At 44.8% G+C, this 14,364-nt stretch carries 12 protein-coding genes and 1 pseudogene; 3 read left to right on the top strand and 10 right to left on the bottom strand.

Annotated features, from left to right (window positions below; translation table 11 throughout):
- Window positions 1-12: 12 nt before the first annotated feature.
- The 9 genes from bshC to TCA2_RS06860 all read right to left on the bottom strand — a co-directional run bounded on the left by bshC (window position 13) and on the right by TCA2_RS06860 (window position 9,846).
- Complete coding sequence (gene bshC / locus TCA2_RS06900; RefSeq protein WP_047910858.1) at window positions 13-1,647, bottom strand: bacillithiol biosynthesis cysteine-adding enzyme BshC; 1,635 nt, start codon at window positions 1,645-1,647, stop codon at window positions 13-15.
- A 221-nt stretch (window positions 1,648-1,868) separates the two neighbouring features.
- Complete coding sequence (locus TCA2_RS06895) at window positions 1,869-2,807, bottom strand: ABC transporter ATP-binding protein (protein ID WP_047910857.1); 939 nt, start codon at window positions 2,805-2,807, stop codon at window positions 1,869-1,871.
- Entirely contained in the window at window positions 2,804-3,799 is a 996-nt protein-coding gene (locus tag TCA2_RS06890) for an ABC transporter ATP-binding protein (RefSeq protein WP_047910856.1), read from the bottom strand. The genes TCA2_RS06895 and TCA2_RS06890 overlap by 4 nt, the downstream gene beginning before the upstream one ends.
- Before the next feature lie 12 nt (window positions 3,800-3,811).
- The gene (locus TCA2_RS06885) at window positions 3,812-4,762 is read right to left on the bottom strand and encodes an ABC transporter permease (RefSeq protein WP_047910855.1); all 951 of its coding nucleotides are present in this window, start codon (window positions 4,760-4,762) and stop codon (window positions 3,812-3,814) included.
- A 3-nt stretch (window positions 4,763-4,765) separates the two neighbouring features.
- The gene (locus tag TCA2_RS06880; RefSeq protein ID WP_047911217.1) at window positions 4,766-5,698 is read right to left on the bottom strand and encodes an ABC transporter permease; all 933 of its coding nucleotides are present in this window, start codon (window positions 5,696-5,698) and stop codon (window positions 4,766-4,768) included.
- Window positions 5,699-5,891: 193 nt separating this feature from the next.
- Window positions 5,892-7,556, bottom strand: a complete 1,665-nt coding sequence (locus TCA2_RS06875; protein ID WP_047910854.1) for a peptide ABC transporter substrate-binding protein — start codon at window positions 7,554-7,556, stop codon at window positions 5,892-5,894.
- Window positions 7,557-7,711: 155 nt separating this feature from the next.
- Entirely contained in the window at window positions 7,712-8,098 is a 387-nt protein-coding gene (locus TCA2_RS06870) for a DUF3397 domain-containing protein (RefSeq protein ID WP_238546315.1), read from the bottom strand.
- A 5-nt stretch (window positions 8,099-8,103) separates the two neighbouring features.
- Window positions 8,104-9,054, bottom strand: a complete 951-nt coding sequence (locus TCA2_RS06865) for a ketopantoate reductase family protein (RefSeq protein ID WP_052511806.1) — start codon at window positions 9,052-9,054, stop codon at window positions 8,104-8,106.
- A 147-nt stretch (window positions 9,055-9,201) separates the two neighbouring features.
- Window positions 9,202-9,846 (bottom strand): RsfA family transcriptional regulator, encoded by a 645-nt coding sequence (locus TCA2_RS06860; protein WP_047910853.1) that lies wholly within the window; start codon window positions 9,844-9,846, stop codon window positions 9,202-9,204.
- Window positions 9,847-10,130: 284 nt separating this feature from the next.
- On the opposite strand from TCA2_RS06860, the gene TCA2_RS06855 reads away from it, so the two are divergent.
- Both TCA2_RS06855 and TCA2_RS06850 read left to right on the top strand, forming a co-directional pair.
- Complete coding sequence (locus TCA2_RS06855; protein ID WP_047910852.1) at window positions 10,131-10,367, top strand: DUF2626 domain-containing protein; 237 nt, start codon at window positions 10,131-10,133, stop codon at window positions 10,365-10,367.
- A gap of 159 nt (window positions 10,368-10,526) precedes the next feature.
- Complete coding sequence (locus TCA2_RS06850; protein WP_047910851.1) at window positions 10,527-11,612, top strand: hypothetical protein; 1,086 nt, start codon at window positions 10,527-10,529, stop codon at window positions 11,610-11,612.
- A 35-nt stretch (window positions 11,613-11,647) separates the two neighbouring features.
- On the opposite strand, the gene TCA2_RS06845 is transcribed toward TCA2_RS06850, so the two are convergent.
- Entirely contained in the window at window positions 11,648-12,928 is a 1,281-nt protein-coding gene (locus TCA2_RS06845) for a hypothetical protein (RefSeq protein WP_047910850.1), read from the bottom strand.
- A 217-nt stretch (window positions 12,929-13,145) separates the two neighbouring features.
- Here TCA2_RS06845 and TCA2_RS06835 point away from each other — a divergent pair.
- Window positions 13,146-14,309: pseudogene (locus TCA2_RS06835) on the top strand (IS3 family transposase).
- Window positions 14,310-14,364 lie beyond the last annotated feature (55 nt).

Here is a 14,364-nt window from a genome sequence, read left to right as displayed (position 1 = left end):
TTGTTCCTCCAATTATATATACAAAATATGATGGTTACCGCTCATATCAGCAGGAACCTCCATTAATTCCTTCAACCAGCCCGTTCCATACCGGTTAAGGTAATAGTAAGCATTGTAGACTCTTTCCTGCGGTCGTTTTGAAGGGAACAGTGATCTTTCTATACAATCCCATTGCTTAAGTGAAGCATCATGTCGCTGTGCAATGGCCTGCTTCGTTCTCTTTTGCATATATTCAATCTGCTCTTCTATTTTCTCGCTGTTGGTTAATCCCAGTCGTCCAAGTCCCGACTCCAGCTGACCGAGCTGTTCAATTAAAGGCGCATACAGCTTGCGGAAAGAAGTCTTTAGATCCTCAAACTGTCCGTTAACATCAAATTCATCCAAGCTGAGCAGCCAGGCTTCTTTCTTCTCATCAAAAGTGAACTGGATATCTGCAAAATTCAAATCGTATTTATCCATCAGCTTCTGTATATGATGATCCAAAATCGTATATGACAAACGCGGCATAAGTATTGGCATACGAAGGCCCATTCGGTGAAAGGCATCTTTGGTCAGCGCCCAGTAAGCAATCTCGGCATGTCCAAGTATCGTAGACAGCACCGGGAATAATGAATCCTGCATTAGGGGCCGGGTCAGAACATTGTTGCTGAATCGCTCCGGATGCTGATGAAGAATTTCAAGCAGCTCTGTTTTGGAAAAAGAGACATACCCTTTGCGATCAACAAATCTACCGTCTTCCTTGAATAGCAGCAATCTCGAGCCCTCATGGATATAAAATAAATTTGCTCCTCCGGAGGCAACATCAGCCTGCATTGTGAAGCCGCTGGTTACAACCCGGCCGGAAGACTCGTGGTAACACTGCTCAAGCATGTCGTTATCTTCGATAATACGTTCGAATACAGGCACTTCGAGCTTTCTTAGCTCTGGATCTGCCGAGTCCATAAGTACAAGTCCATACGAACCGAATAATTGCCCGAGCAATTTGGCAAACACATCACTCAAGCTAGTATATTCGTCCTGAACTGCTTCTTTAATAGAAGCGATGAGTTCCGGTTTGTTCTCCGAATCAGGCAGCAGCTCTTCCAGCTCCTGAATAGCGGCAATCCAGTGCTCCTTCTCTACGGCAACATCGCTCACGGAAGAACGCCCTTCATATTTGCCGGGCATTTTGACTTTGGTTACCGAGAGATCTGAACTCATCAAGTAAGTATGATCTACCTCATCCCAATCGTGGTCCTCGCCGGCAATCCAGAATATGGGCACGACAGGACGTCCAAGCTTCTCTTCTGCCATCTTGGCCTCTTTAATAATCGTTGCTGCCTTGTATATGACAAGCAAAGACCCGGTGAACAATCCACTCTGCTGTCCGCCGGTTACGACCAAAGCATTCTCCTGTGCCAGCCGGGTGAGAGATGCCTTCACTGCAGGGTGCGGATTTCGACTTTCATTATATATACGCAGGCAATTAACAATTGCCTGTCGGTCTACTCGTGTGTCTCCGGTTCGATCAAGCCACTCGGCACGCGCTATGTAGCTGGAAACGTCGCGAAAATTATACTCGTACAAATGATGCACGGCTTCATCGTAACGCAAATAATGTTCCGCCAGAGGTGATCCACTACGCAGCGCCTCAGGAATTAGATTCATGAGGTCATCCTCCTATTCATTTAAAGCCTTATTCGATTGTACCGAATGGTTTATATTCCGTCAAAGTAATAATTATATACTTAGTATGAATTACATTACACCTCTAGGTGGTGGAATTCATTCTGGTATGAATTACACTACACCTCTAACGTGAATTTGATTCTGAATCAAAAAACCGCCGATGATCACATCGGCGGCACTAAACTACATATTTTTTTAGATCAAGCGTATGGCTCAGCCACAAAATGGCCTTTGGATACTTCGATCAGCTTCGCATTATCCAGGTTAAAGGCACTCTTCGCTGCCTCTCCTTCATTGCCTGAACTGATTGGACCCGAATTGTCCTCAGGCATAATAATGCGCTTTTTATTTGCTTCGATGTCCGGATCCGGAATCGGAATTGCGGATAGAAGCATTTTGGTGTAAGGATGGATTGGGTTTGCATATAGCTCTTCGCTGTCCGCAAGCTCTACCATTTTACCCATGTACATAACAGCAACCCGGTCACTGATGTGCTTAACCATGGAAAGGTCATGGGCAATGAACAAGTACGTCAGGCCCAAACGATTCTGAAGATCCTTCAGAAGGTTAACTACCTGCGCTTGAATAGATACGTCAAGTGCTGAAATCGGCTCATCACAAATGATGAATTTAGGATTTACCGCAAGTGCGCGGGCAATCCCGATCCGCTGACGCTGTCCGCCGGAGAATTCATGCGGATAACGGTTCGCATGGTCTGCGTTCAGACCAACGAGATCAAGCAGCTCCTCGATCCGTTTCTTGCGCTCCAAGCTGCTTCCAGCCATCTTGTGAATATCCAGAGCCTCACCAATAATATCAGATACAGTGAAGCGCGGATTGAGTGATGCATAAGGATCTTGGAAGATCATCTGCATGTCCCGGCGCATCGCCTTCATCTTATTTGGTGAGAGCTTGTAGATATCTGTGCCGTTAAAGCGCACACTGCCTGCTGTAGGCTCATACAAGCGAAGGATTGTACGTCCAGCCGTAGATTTACCACAGCCGGATTCTCCTACCATTCCGAGTGTCTCACCTTCACGAATATAAAAGTTAAGATTATCTACGGCTTTGAGCGTACGATTCTTCCCTACATTAAAGTATTTCTTAAGACCTTCAACCTCAATCAAGTTCTTGCTCATGAAGAATGTACCTCCTTCGCCATAGGATGCAGCTCCCAGCAACGCGCCATATGCGTGTCGCTGAATACCGTAGCACCCGGATCAATACGCTCGCAGATGCTCATTGCACGATCACAACGTGCTGCAAACGGGCAGCCGAGCGGCGGCTTGATCAGATCCGGCGGTGTACCTACGATCGGAATGAGCGGCTCGTCCTTCTTCTGATCAAGACGAGGCATGGAACGCATCAAACCTTTTGTATATGGATGCTGCGGATTTTTGAAAATCTCGTATTTCGTACCTGTTTCTACCACTTCTCCAGCATACATAACGATAACGCGGTCTGCAATACCGGCTACTACGCCAAGGTCATGCGTGATCAGGATAATTGAAGTTCCAAGCTGCTCCTGCATATCCTTCATAACATCCATAATTTGAGCCTGGATTGTTACGTCTAGAGCCGTTGTCGGCTCATCGGCAATCAGCAGGGCCGGCTTACAAGCGAGTGCAATCGCGATCATCGCACGCTGACGCATACCGCCTGAGAATTCATGTGGATATTGATTAAAGCGCTCTTCCGCATTTTTGATGCCGACCATCTTGAGCATTTTGACCGCTTCTTTAGCCGCAGCATCTTTGGACATGTTCTGATGCTTAATCAATACCTCAGTAATCTGTTTACCGATCTTGATGGTAGGGTTCAGGGATGTCATCGGATCTTGGAAGATCATGCCGATATCTTTACCACGAATGGATTCCATTTGCTTGTTGGTCTTCTTCAGCAAATCCTGTCCTTGGAAAATAATCTCACCTTTATTAATGATGGACGGTGGAGAAGGAATCAAACGCATAATGGTTTGGGCTGTTACACTCTTACCACTACCGGATTCACCGACAATCGCAACCGTCTCACCCTTGCCGATTTCAAAATTCATGCCGCGTACGGCCTTTACCTCGCCGTCTCTTACTTTAAATGAAACGTTAAGATCTTTAACCTGCAACAACGGATCCATTATGTCCACCTCCTATTTTTTCAGTTTTGGATCAAGTGCGTCACGGAGTCCGTCACCGAAGAGGTTGAACGCTAACATGATTAAGCTGATCAGACCTGCCGGGAACAACATCCGCCAAGGGTAATACATCCATCCTGTAAGTGCGTTCTCGATCATGGAACCCAGGGACGCTCTAGGCGCTTGTACACCCAGACCAAGGAAGCTGAGGAACGCCTCACTGAAGATCGCACTCGGTACAGACAGAGTCAGTGTTACGATGATTGGTCCTACTGCATTGGGCAGCAGGTGTTTGAAGATAAGGCGAGACGAGTTTGCACCCATGGATTTGGAAGCAAGTACGAACTCTCTGTTCTTGAGCTGCATAATTTCGCCCCGTACGATCCAGGCCATGTTAATCCAGCCGGTTATACATAGGGCTATAATAATCGTGGCAACGCTTGGTTCCAATACGACCAGCAGCAAAATAGTAACGAGCAGGTAAGGAATGGCATACAGAATTTCAGAGAATTTATTCATGATTTCTCCGACACGTCCACCATAGAAGCCCATGATTCCACCGTAGATAACCCCAATACAAAGGTCAATCAAGGCAGCTGCAAAACCGATAATGAGCGAGATCTGCGCACCTGACCAGGTACGTACCCACATATCGCGGCCAAGATCGTCTGTTCCGAACCAATGCTCTTTGGAAGGAGGCTGATTGGCATTCATCAGATCATTGGTTTGATAGTCGTAGCTGGACATCAATGGTGCAACAATCGACATAATAATAATGACAACGAGGATGACTAGGCTGGTCATTGCGAGCTTGTTTTTAAGAAGCCGCTCCCATGCATCGCGCATAGCCGACACACTTTGACGCTGAATGACCTCTGCTTGCTTCTCATCCGTCCCGATTCTTCTAAAATCTTCAGGTGTAAGCTGAGTGTTGTTTGGATCGATGCTAGATTGATTTGCAGACACTACCTAGCCCTCCTTTCCATTCGAAAGTTTGATGCGTGGATCGATAAGAACATATGCAATGTCCGTCAGGAAACGAGCCAGCATTAGAATAACGCCATAGAATATGGTAATCCCCATAATCATGGTATAATCACGCGTCGTAATACTCTCAACGAATACCTTACCGATACCGCCGATACCGAATACGCGCTCGATCACGACAGAACCTGTAACTACGTTAGCCGTCATTGGGCCAATATAAGTTACAACTGGCATGATCGCATTACGAATAATGTGTCTGAACATAATGGTGAAGCTGTTTAAGCCTTTGGCTTTGGCCGTTTTGATATAATCAGCGTGCAATACTTCAAGCATGTTGGAGCGTGTCAAACGCGCGATATATGCAATAGGCTGGGCTGAGAGCGCCGCAACCGGCAGAACATAATCGAGCGGACCGTTAAGCCCCATTACTTTGAACAACCCAAGCTCTTGGGCCAGATAAAATTGCAGGAGTGATGCCAGCACGAAGCTCGGAACCGCGATTCCAATAACCGCAAGCACCATAGCTACGTTGTCGATCAGCTTGCGATGGTTCATTGCTGCCACCATTCCAAGCAGAATACCTACAACGACAGCGACAACGATAGCAACAAGTCCAAGCTTGAGTGAAACGCCAAAGGTTTGACCAATAATATCGGCCACATCTTGATTTAGTCGCTTCATGGAGATCCCCAAATCTCCTGTAATGATATTTCCTAAATAATCAATATATTGCACGAACACTGGCTTATCGAGACCATATTGCTCCATAAGTCTGGCTTGAATTTCAGGTGATGTCGCCTTCTCACTCATAAACGGGTTACCCGGAATCGCCTTCATCAGGAAGAACGTAGCGGAGATGAGAATAAATAGAGATATCAGCATGAAAATCAGCCTATTGATCACGTATCTTATCATGATCATGGACACCCCCCGCAAATTAAAATAACAGTCGTACTAGTACAATTTTATAGAAACTAGAGAATTAAATCTATTCTAGTTATTTGCGAATTTTACTATTACTTACCAAATATGAACGACATACAAAAAAATCGGGATATATAAGGGTTAGCCCGCATATATATCCCGAAGCTTCTATACAGTTATATCCTTACTTACCCTCAACAGAAGCTCTAGTGAAGTCAATGGCTCCACTGAAATCAAGGCTAACGCCTTTAAGGTAAGGCTTAGTTAAAGAAACATTTGTATAGTAGTACAACGGTGCAATGACCATGTCCTCTTCAACGAGCATTTTCTCAGCTTGAGCAAAGAGATCATTACGTTTAGCTGTATCTTGCTCTACAGCGGCTTGTTTGATAAGCGCATCGTACTCAGGGTTTGCATAACCGGAATCATTGTTACCATTGCCAGTAGTCCACATATCCATGAATGTCATCGGATCATTGTAGTCAGCAGACCAGCCAGCACGTGCTACTTGATAGTTCAGGTTCTTACGAGTTTCAAGGAACACACCCCACTCTTGGTTCTGAGTGGCAACTTCTACTCCAAGAACATTTTTCCACATATCCGCTACAGCTACAGCCAATTTTTGGTGAGCTTCACTGGAGTTGTAGATCAGCGTAACTTTAGGAAGTGTAGTGTAGCCCTCTTCCTTCATACCTTCTTCAAGCAAGCGTTTTGCTTCTTCTGCATTCTCCTCAAAGTATGCATCTTCAACTTCAGTACGGAATTCTTCAGAAGCACCTTTGATACCTGGAGGTACAAATCCAAATGCTGGCAGCTGTCCGCCAAGAGTTACGTTGTCAACGATCGCTTGACGATTGATAGACATTGCAAAGGCTTTACGGATTTTAGCATTTTGGAAAGGCTCAGCTGTTACGTTAAACATATAGTAGTACGTACTAGCGATACCTTTTACATTAAATTCGTCAGGAAGTTCACTTTGAACACCTTTAATTTGATCCGTAGGGATCTCACCGTTAGGTGCACCAGCGTAATCGATTTCACCATTTCTATAAGAAGAAAGTTCTGTCGCACCGCTGTTTGTCAAGGACATATCTACGCGAGCAAGGTTAATGCTTGCTTTGTCCCAGTATTGTTCATTCTTCGTAACTTGGATCTTTTGTCCTGTAGTCCATTCAGTAAGTGTGAATGGTCCGTTAACAACCATCGAATCTTTGTTCGTCGCCCATTTGTCATTGCCATCAACAGAGGAATGAACTGGGTAGTAAGTGTAGAAGGAAGTCAGACCCAGGAAGTAAGGAGTTGGGTTAACCAATTTTACTTTCAAAGTCTTCTCGTCTACTGCTTCAACGCCGACTTGGGAGAAATCTGTGATCTCGCCAGTGTTGAATTGTTCTGCATTCTCGATGTAGTACAGCTGATAAGCATAAGGTGGAGCTGGTGTAGAAGCTGGATCAAGGACGCGCTTCCAAGCGAACACGAAATCGTTTGCTGTTACTGCATCGCCATTGCTCCATTTCGCATCTTCACGAAGTGTGAAGACGTATTCTTTGCCATCTTCAGAAATTTCCCAAGATTCCGCAACACCTGGAACCGGGTTACCATCTTCGCCCATACGAACTAGGCCTTCATACATAAGCTTCAATACCGTGTTAGTCTGGCTGTCTTGAGCCTGTGCCGGGTCGAAAGTCGGCGGTTCAGCACTCAAATTAATGTTCAAAACCTGTTCTGCTGGTGCATTACCTTCACCAGATTGACTGCCTTCATTGCTATTGTCAGAACCGCACGCTGCAAGTACGGAACCAAATGCAAGAACTAGCGTCAAAAGGACTAACAAACTCTTCCTTTTCATCAAGCATTTCCCCCTAAAAAGATGATGTGGTATATATGTTTATAGATTATACAACCAGCGGTCAAAAAAATCTACATAACTTTTTCTGAAACACTACTTTTTTTCACCATTCGACACATTCGACACAATTTGCACACAATTTACGTTATGTTTTCTTACATGAAATCTATTATGTAGCTGAATAATCCAAAGGCTAAAAGTACTATGTAGCTGAATCCCATTACGACAAAAGCCATGCGCCAAACGGCTCTTATCATTCTTCTGTAGTTAATCTTCCCTTTTAAACGAGTTTGTGCACTTCCAATTAAACCCAAGGCGATCAGCATCACCAGCAAGATTAGATAAACACCAAAATTCAAATTAAAGGTGCTGTTAAAAAGAGCAGCAACTGCTGCAATCAAAAAGATGGTCGTCACATCCATTGCCATATGAAGAGCCGTCTTCTTCGGCTTCTTGAAATAAACCATCCCATAGTACACGATCAAAAAAGGAAAAAACGGAAGCATGCTAAGTACAATAAGAAATGATCCGATAGCGTTCAATTCCTTTACTCCTCCCCTAGTGGCATCCCCTCAATAAGTGAACATACAAGCTGATGGACTTCCGCACGCATTCCCGCCTCTCTGGCCATAGCAACAATACTGCCATTTATAGCAGCGATCTCCGTCGGCCTGCCATGGAGAACATCCATACACATGGAAGACCAGTTGCTCGAGGTCGATTGACAAACAGCAACAACTTGTTCCCATAGATTCGTATCATATTCAATCTGATGAGCATCATAGACAGCCACAGCCTCACTGTAGAGCTGCTTCATTGCTTCCCTTCTCTCTTGGTTTGTCAGTAATTCCCCATTCGGTATTCTCCAAAGAGCGGTCAGTGGATTAATTACCGCATTAATGACTAATTTCCGATAGATCAATCTATCGATTTCATTCGACGATTGTGTGTCAAATCCTGCTTTCATCAGTTTATCGACTAGCGTGTCCACTTCTGATTCGATAGGCATTCCTGGGTGATTCGACCAGCCGATCTGCGTCTCTCCGTAACCAGCCCTCGTCACTTCAGCCTTGTCCGTTCGTTTAGCTCCTTCTGTTGTAATGGCAGCATATACCCGGGCAGACGGGAGCGATTTGGCAATGAGAGGGATATGGCCTGTTCCATTCTGAAAGCAAAATAAAGCCGTATCCAGCTTGCTGACCTTTGTCAGGATCTGCATTGTTTCCTGCAGGCCCCCTTGCTTAGTCATAAGCAGGATCATATGTCCAGGCTTCTTGTTCCATACTTCTGGCAGGGATGCAATTTCTCTCGCTTCAAAACTTCCCGCTTGTACCCTCCATACTTGTCCATCGGGCTGATTTATCTTCATCCCCGTTTCAAGTAATTGTACAGCCTGTGCACTTGTTCTAGTCCAAAACCTTACTTCTTCTCCAGCATATATGAGGGCCCCTCCATACATTAGACCAAGCGATCCCGCACCGATGACATCAATAATCAAATTATGTACACCTCCAATAAACCTTTCTCTCTTACTATATATTAGTTAGGAGCATATGACAAAAGCCTGTTTGACCACGCATTACGCAGTCAAACAGGCTCCGAGTTCCACAATCTCATTTCTAGAATTGCTACAGCAAATCCAAGTTTATTCAATTCGCTCTAGGTTGCCGTTAGCATCCATTTTGAACCGAGTTTTCTCTTCTTCTTCCTCAGATAAAAAGGCGAGTCTTCTGGCACGATCCATAATTTGAATGAGCGCTTTATAATCATCGTTAACTACCCGATAATCGGTTTGTACTTCATTCACTTGCTTGGATAAGCGATCATTCTCGAATCGAAGCTCGTTCAATTCTTCCTCTTTTTCACGCAGTTCCTTCTCGATAAGCTTCAGTTGTCTAGAATTCTCTTGAACCATTCCCTTCCACTGCCTTAAGAAGCGGATCACAGCGTCAATAGACAAGGTTTCCTCAGAGAATCCCTCTGTTCTGTACATAAGCTCATCGGTCTCCGTTACCGATAATGCTGCAACTTGAGGCTGAACTGCAGCATGTCTTTTCGAATAGCTTCGTTTTTGGCGCTGCGCCTTAGCAATGCCTATCGCTTCATCGTACTTTTTACGAACGAAACTGTTCCAGCGAAAACCGCACGCGGCCGAAGTTCTACCGATTTTTTCACCTACTTCCTCAAAAGCGGCCAGCTGAGTGCTTCCTTCCCGGATATGGCGAAGCGTAACATCAGCCAGGATCAAATCATCCTCCGCGCTCCATGCATCCTGTCTAACAGCAGTCATGCTATAAACCTCCTAACGACATCCATAATCACAGCCTCACCTCTCAGCATCAACAAGCTATGAGATGAGAAGCCGGTTATAAAAATTCAGCTTTAATCATTCTTATGCCCTTCATAGAGTTCATAGAATCTATTTCATACTAAAATGTATTTCCAAATTGCTCCCTGGACATACCCTAAAAGATTTCGCTTTCATATCCAATTTTTATTTACATCATTTTCCTTAACCGCTATAATGTTACTTAGCAAATAGACGAGCGTTCCTAAGAGAGGGGGTAAGTCATCGTGGCGCGCATGTTTCGTGTACTGGGATTTTTCACTCTAACGATTGGTCTTATGGCCTTTGCAGGTGATATGTTGGAGATGGCTTTGTTATTTTTCCTTCAAACCGCTTTTTTCGTCATTCTCGGTTATTTGAAATTCACGGAGAGAACCTATATTTTATTGTTCTGGGCTTACATGATTATCACCTTTTCAGGCTTCAGCTACTGGACTGTATTCGAAATGGGCAAACCTCTATAACGCATCTTATAGCAAATAAAGAACGGATCAGCGATGTTAGCTGGTCCGTTCTTTATTTGTTTTCTTTTTCATATGTATGTTTTAAGTATATGATATAGGAAGTTTGTCGTTATTCAGTTCCAATTTACTAGTACAAGCTATAGGGAGGAAATATATGAGATGAGAAATCGTTCTACATATTATGTGATCGTCTGCTGCTCTATTCTACTGATCTTGCTCCATATCTCCCCTATTCATGCTGAACCTGCTATGGACGAGACTACGAGAGATGTTCTGCAGAACAGCCTGTCTATCGTCGAAATTGATCACGAAATTGAGCGCATAGAAGTGCAGCAACAGCAAATTGAAGACAGCAGGGTGTCATTAGAAGCCCAAATGTCTGTACATAAGGAAGAAATGGAAGCTCATCAGGACCGTGCAGCCTCTATTGTGAGATCCTATTATATGGGGGAACGTGATCAACTGCTGCAAGTTTTTTTGAAGGCAAAGTCGCTGCGCTCTATTCAAATTCTGGCAAGCTATTATGAAATTATAATAGGCAGAGATCAAGAAGTACTTCATGCATATCATTCGAGACAGCAGGAATTTGAGGAAATGACAGTTAGATTGAATCAGAATGATGCGGAGCTAAGCCTGCTTAAACAAAATTTGCAGGATCAACGGGAGAGAGTGCTTACGCTGGAGCAGGAGGTTGAGAATACACTGGCAAGCAGTGATAATCGGGAACTGATGGAGAAGCTGATTGAGGAGCTGAATACTTACTGGAGCAATGTAGGCATTCATGAGGTGAAACGTTACTTCGGCGCACTTGCCTCCGCTATGAATAATCTGCCCTCATTTGTTCAGCAGGAGAAGGGCATTCTATCGACCAATGGCCGAACCTATTCGATCCGGATTAATGAAGAGCAATTGAACGATTTTCTGAGATCAGAGAATGAAATTTTCAACGATTTTGCTTTTGAATTTACGGATGATTATATTATTGCCAGTGGGAAAAGAGACAATCTTGAGCTTGCAGTACAAGGTCATTACACCGTCATTGATGAGCCGGCTAACGCCCTTCTGTTTCATGTAGACAAGCTCGTATTTAACGGATTTGAACTTCCGGATACAACACGGAGCATGCTTCAGCAGGAATTTGATCTCGGATTTTACCCGCAAAAGCTAATGTCTTTCATTAAGGCAACCGATGTCTCGACAGAGGATCAGACGCTGGAAGTAACGCTGGAGTTAGCCCTGAGATAACATGCACCTATCATTACTGCGGATTCTGCACAGACTCATTTTGGCACCGCTTCGCCCTCCTGCTCTGAGATGAAGGATTGAACACGCGAATAATAAGCTTCAGCCGAAATATCACCACGCAAAAACTGTGTGATTAGAGGCTGTGCACGATTCAGCATATCCCCATCCAGCGAGTTATCACGATAAGCAGCCTCGAGACTTTGTTCCAGAGCCTGAACAGGAACCGCTCTTGTAATGTCCCGCATCTCCAGCTCATCATAAAGCGATCTATATATAGGCAGATTCCCTGTTTCTTCAAACCAGTCTTGTACAGATTCAGGGGATGTCATTGCCTTAATCCATTCCGTAGCCAGTTCTGTTTGTCCTGTTCGAGAGGAGAGGGCGAAGCTGCGACCCGTCACGGTAAGTGCCTGAGTTTCCACATCATTGTTAATGTACTCGGTGAGTTCTCCACGATACTCCGGCAGCATATCAGACAGCTTCACAATTCCAGACGTCCAGTTCAGTTGACCGGAGGCGGAGTCCTTGAAGTCTGTCTCAATATACGGAAGCAGGATCTCCAGCTCCTGCATCCTAGACTGCAGCTGTTCGTTCTGCTCAGCAGCATTGAAGAGCTCCTCCGTTTGACGAATAATTCCGCGAAATTCAAGCCAGGAGGCAAACGCCAGCGGATCCTCCACATCCAAGAAGAATGGCTTATCGTCCGTTTCAGCCCAAGTTGTCATTCGGTTCATCCAATCCTCATCTGTGCTCATTGATTGCAATGGCGGTGACGTCGCGTTGTCGCTGCGGGCCTCAGCATAGAGATATGGATCTATATCGAGAGGAACAGCCCAGCGATACCCATTCCATTCATTCACCGTCATTACCTGTGGGAAAGGATCGGCTGCCATTCCGTTCAGATCATTCCCTGTAATCGGTCTCAAATAGCCTTGCATGGCAAACAGTCGAACATAACGATTATTCAACAAGGTAATGTCTGCACTATCACCTAACACAAAGCTTTTGCGGATCGCTTCATACTCCTCGCTTGCATCTGTTTCTTCCATGTTATGTACTTCGATATCGCTGCCAATCCTATTTCCGATCTCTACAGCGAGGCGCTGAAAAACGGCAAACTCCTGCTCCTGCATCGATACTGCGATCTTCAATGGCTGCTGCTCCTGTGGATCTGGTGGAGCTGGACGATATAACGGATCTGTGCTCTGATCGTTCTCATCCGTTACCGGGTCTCGTGATATATCAAGGCTTGGCGACAATATGGTTAATGACAGCAATAATATAACAAATAGTATCCAGTGGTTTCTTCGCTTCACAGCTTCTGTACCTCCCCTAGACATATCCAACCTCACCCCATTATTGTACCAAATGTATAGTCCGCTTGTCCTATTAACTTCTCTCTCATTTCAATCTAGTGATTAGCTAGTCAAAGAAAAGAACCGGAATAGCTGGTATTATCCCCTCATGGTAGACAACGTAAAAAAGACATCTGGTAAGATGGACTTAAACGTTGGAGACCGGAGGGGATTTTTTGTGGGGAAAACAGGCCGTATTAATAACAGTTATCCTGAAGAGTTAAAAATGCAAGCCGTTAGACTGGTTACCGAGGGAAATATATCGTACAGAGAGGTGGCCAGACAACTTGGAATTCGAAATAAGTCACAGGTAGTAGTGTGGGTAAAGCGGTACCGTGAAGGCCAGCCATTTAAGCAAGAGGCACCTCGTAAAGGACGACCGAAATCGAAGTTTACAAGCAATAGAAGAAGAAATGGCATATTTGAGAGCTGAGATCGAGTACTTAAAAAAGCGGTATCCAAATCTACACGGGGAGTGACGAGTAAATCGAGTCGGTATGAAATCGTTGAGGAGATGCGGCTGAAATATCCATTAGGATGGCTCCTAAAATTAGCGGAAGTCTCACGCGCAGGCTACTACAAATGGCGTAAAAGGGGAAGCCATTTGAAATCCCTTATGCTGCAAGAGAAGTTGCTGGAAGAGCATATCATGGCCATACACCGACTGCACCCGTATTTTGGCTACTTGCGTATGACGGTGGCTTTGAAACGAGAAGGGCTACACGTTAACCACAAACGCGTTTACCGACTTATGAAGAAGCTGGGGATTCGCTCTGTGATCCGGAAGAAACGACGCTTTTTCGGCAAGCAAGCTTCGGTGGTTCATCCCAATCGGCTGGAACGTCAATTCCATGCTGAGGCACCGCTACGTAAACTAGTCACTGACATTACATACATTCGTGTGGGAGAGCGTTTTGTGTATCTCTCCGCAATCCAGGATTTATTTAACAACGAGGTTGTGGCTTGGCATCTGTCCGAGCGAAATGATCTCTTGCTTGTCACAAAAACAGTAGACATGCTCTGTGAGAAAACAGATCTAACAGGTGTCCTCCTGCATTCTGATCAGGGATTTCAATACACCTCAAAGCCGTTTAACAGTAAACTTACCAAGCTGGGAATCGTCGGCAGCCATTCTAGACGTGGAAACTGCTTTGACAATGCCTGTATTGAATCGTTCTTTTCACATCTGAAAACCGAAAAAATATATTTAACACATCTAGAATCGGTTTCTGACTTGGAACAGGCTATCCAAGAATACGTTTCATTTTATAACCACGAACGCTTTCAGAAGAAACTAAACGACCGTTCCCCGGTGGAATACCGAGAAACGGTCGCAGCATAATAGTGTCTCTTTTTTCTTGTCTACTTGACAGGGTTATGACCATAGCATCCGGTTC

Origin of the sequence: Paenibacillus sp. TCA20, assembly GCF_000732325.1 — a bacterium.
Lineage (GTDB): Bacteria > Bacillota > Bacilli > Paenibacillales > Paenibacillaceae > Paenibacillus > Paenibacillus urinalis.
The sequence above is the reverse complement of the archived record's forward strand: the minus strand, read 5'-3'. Positions and strand labels throughout refer to the sequence as shown.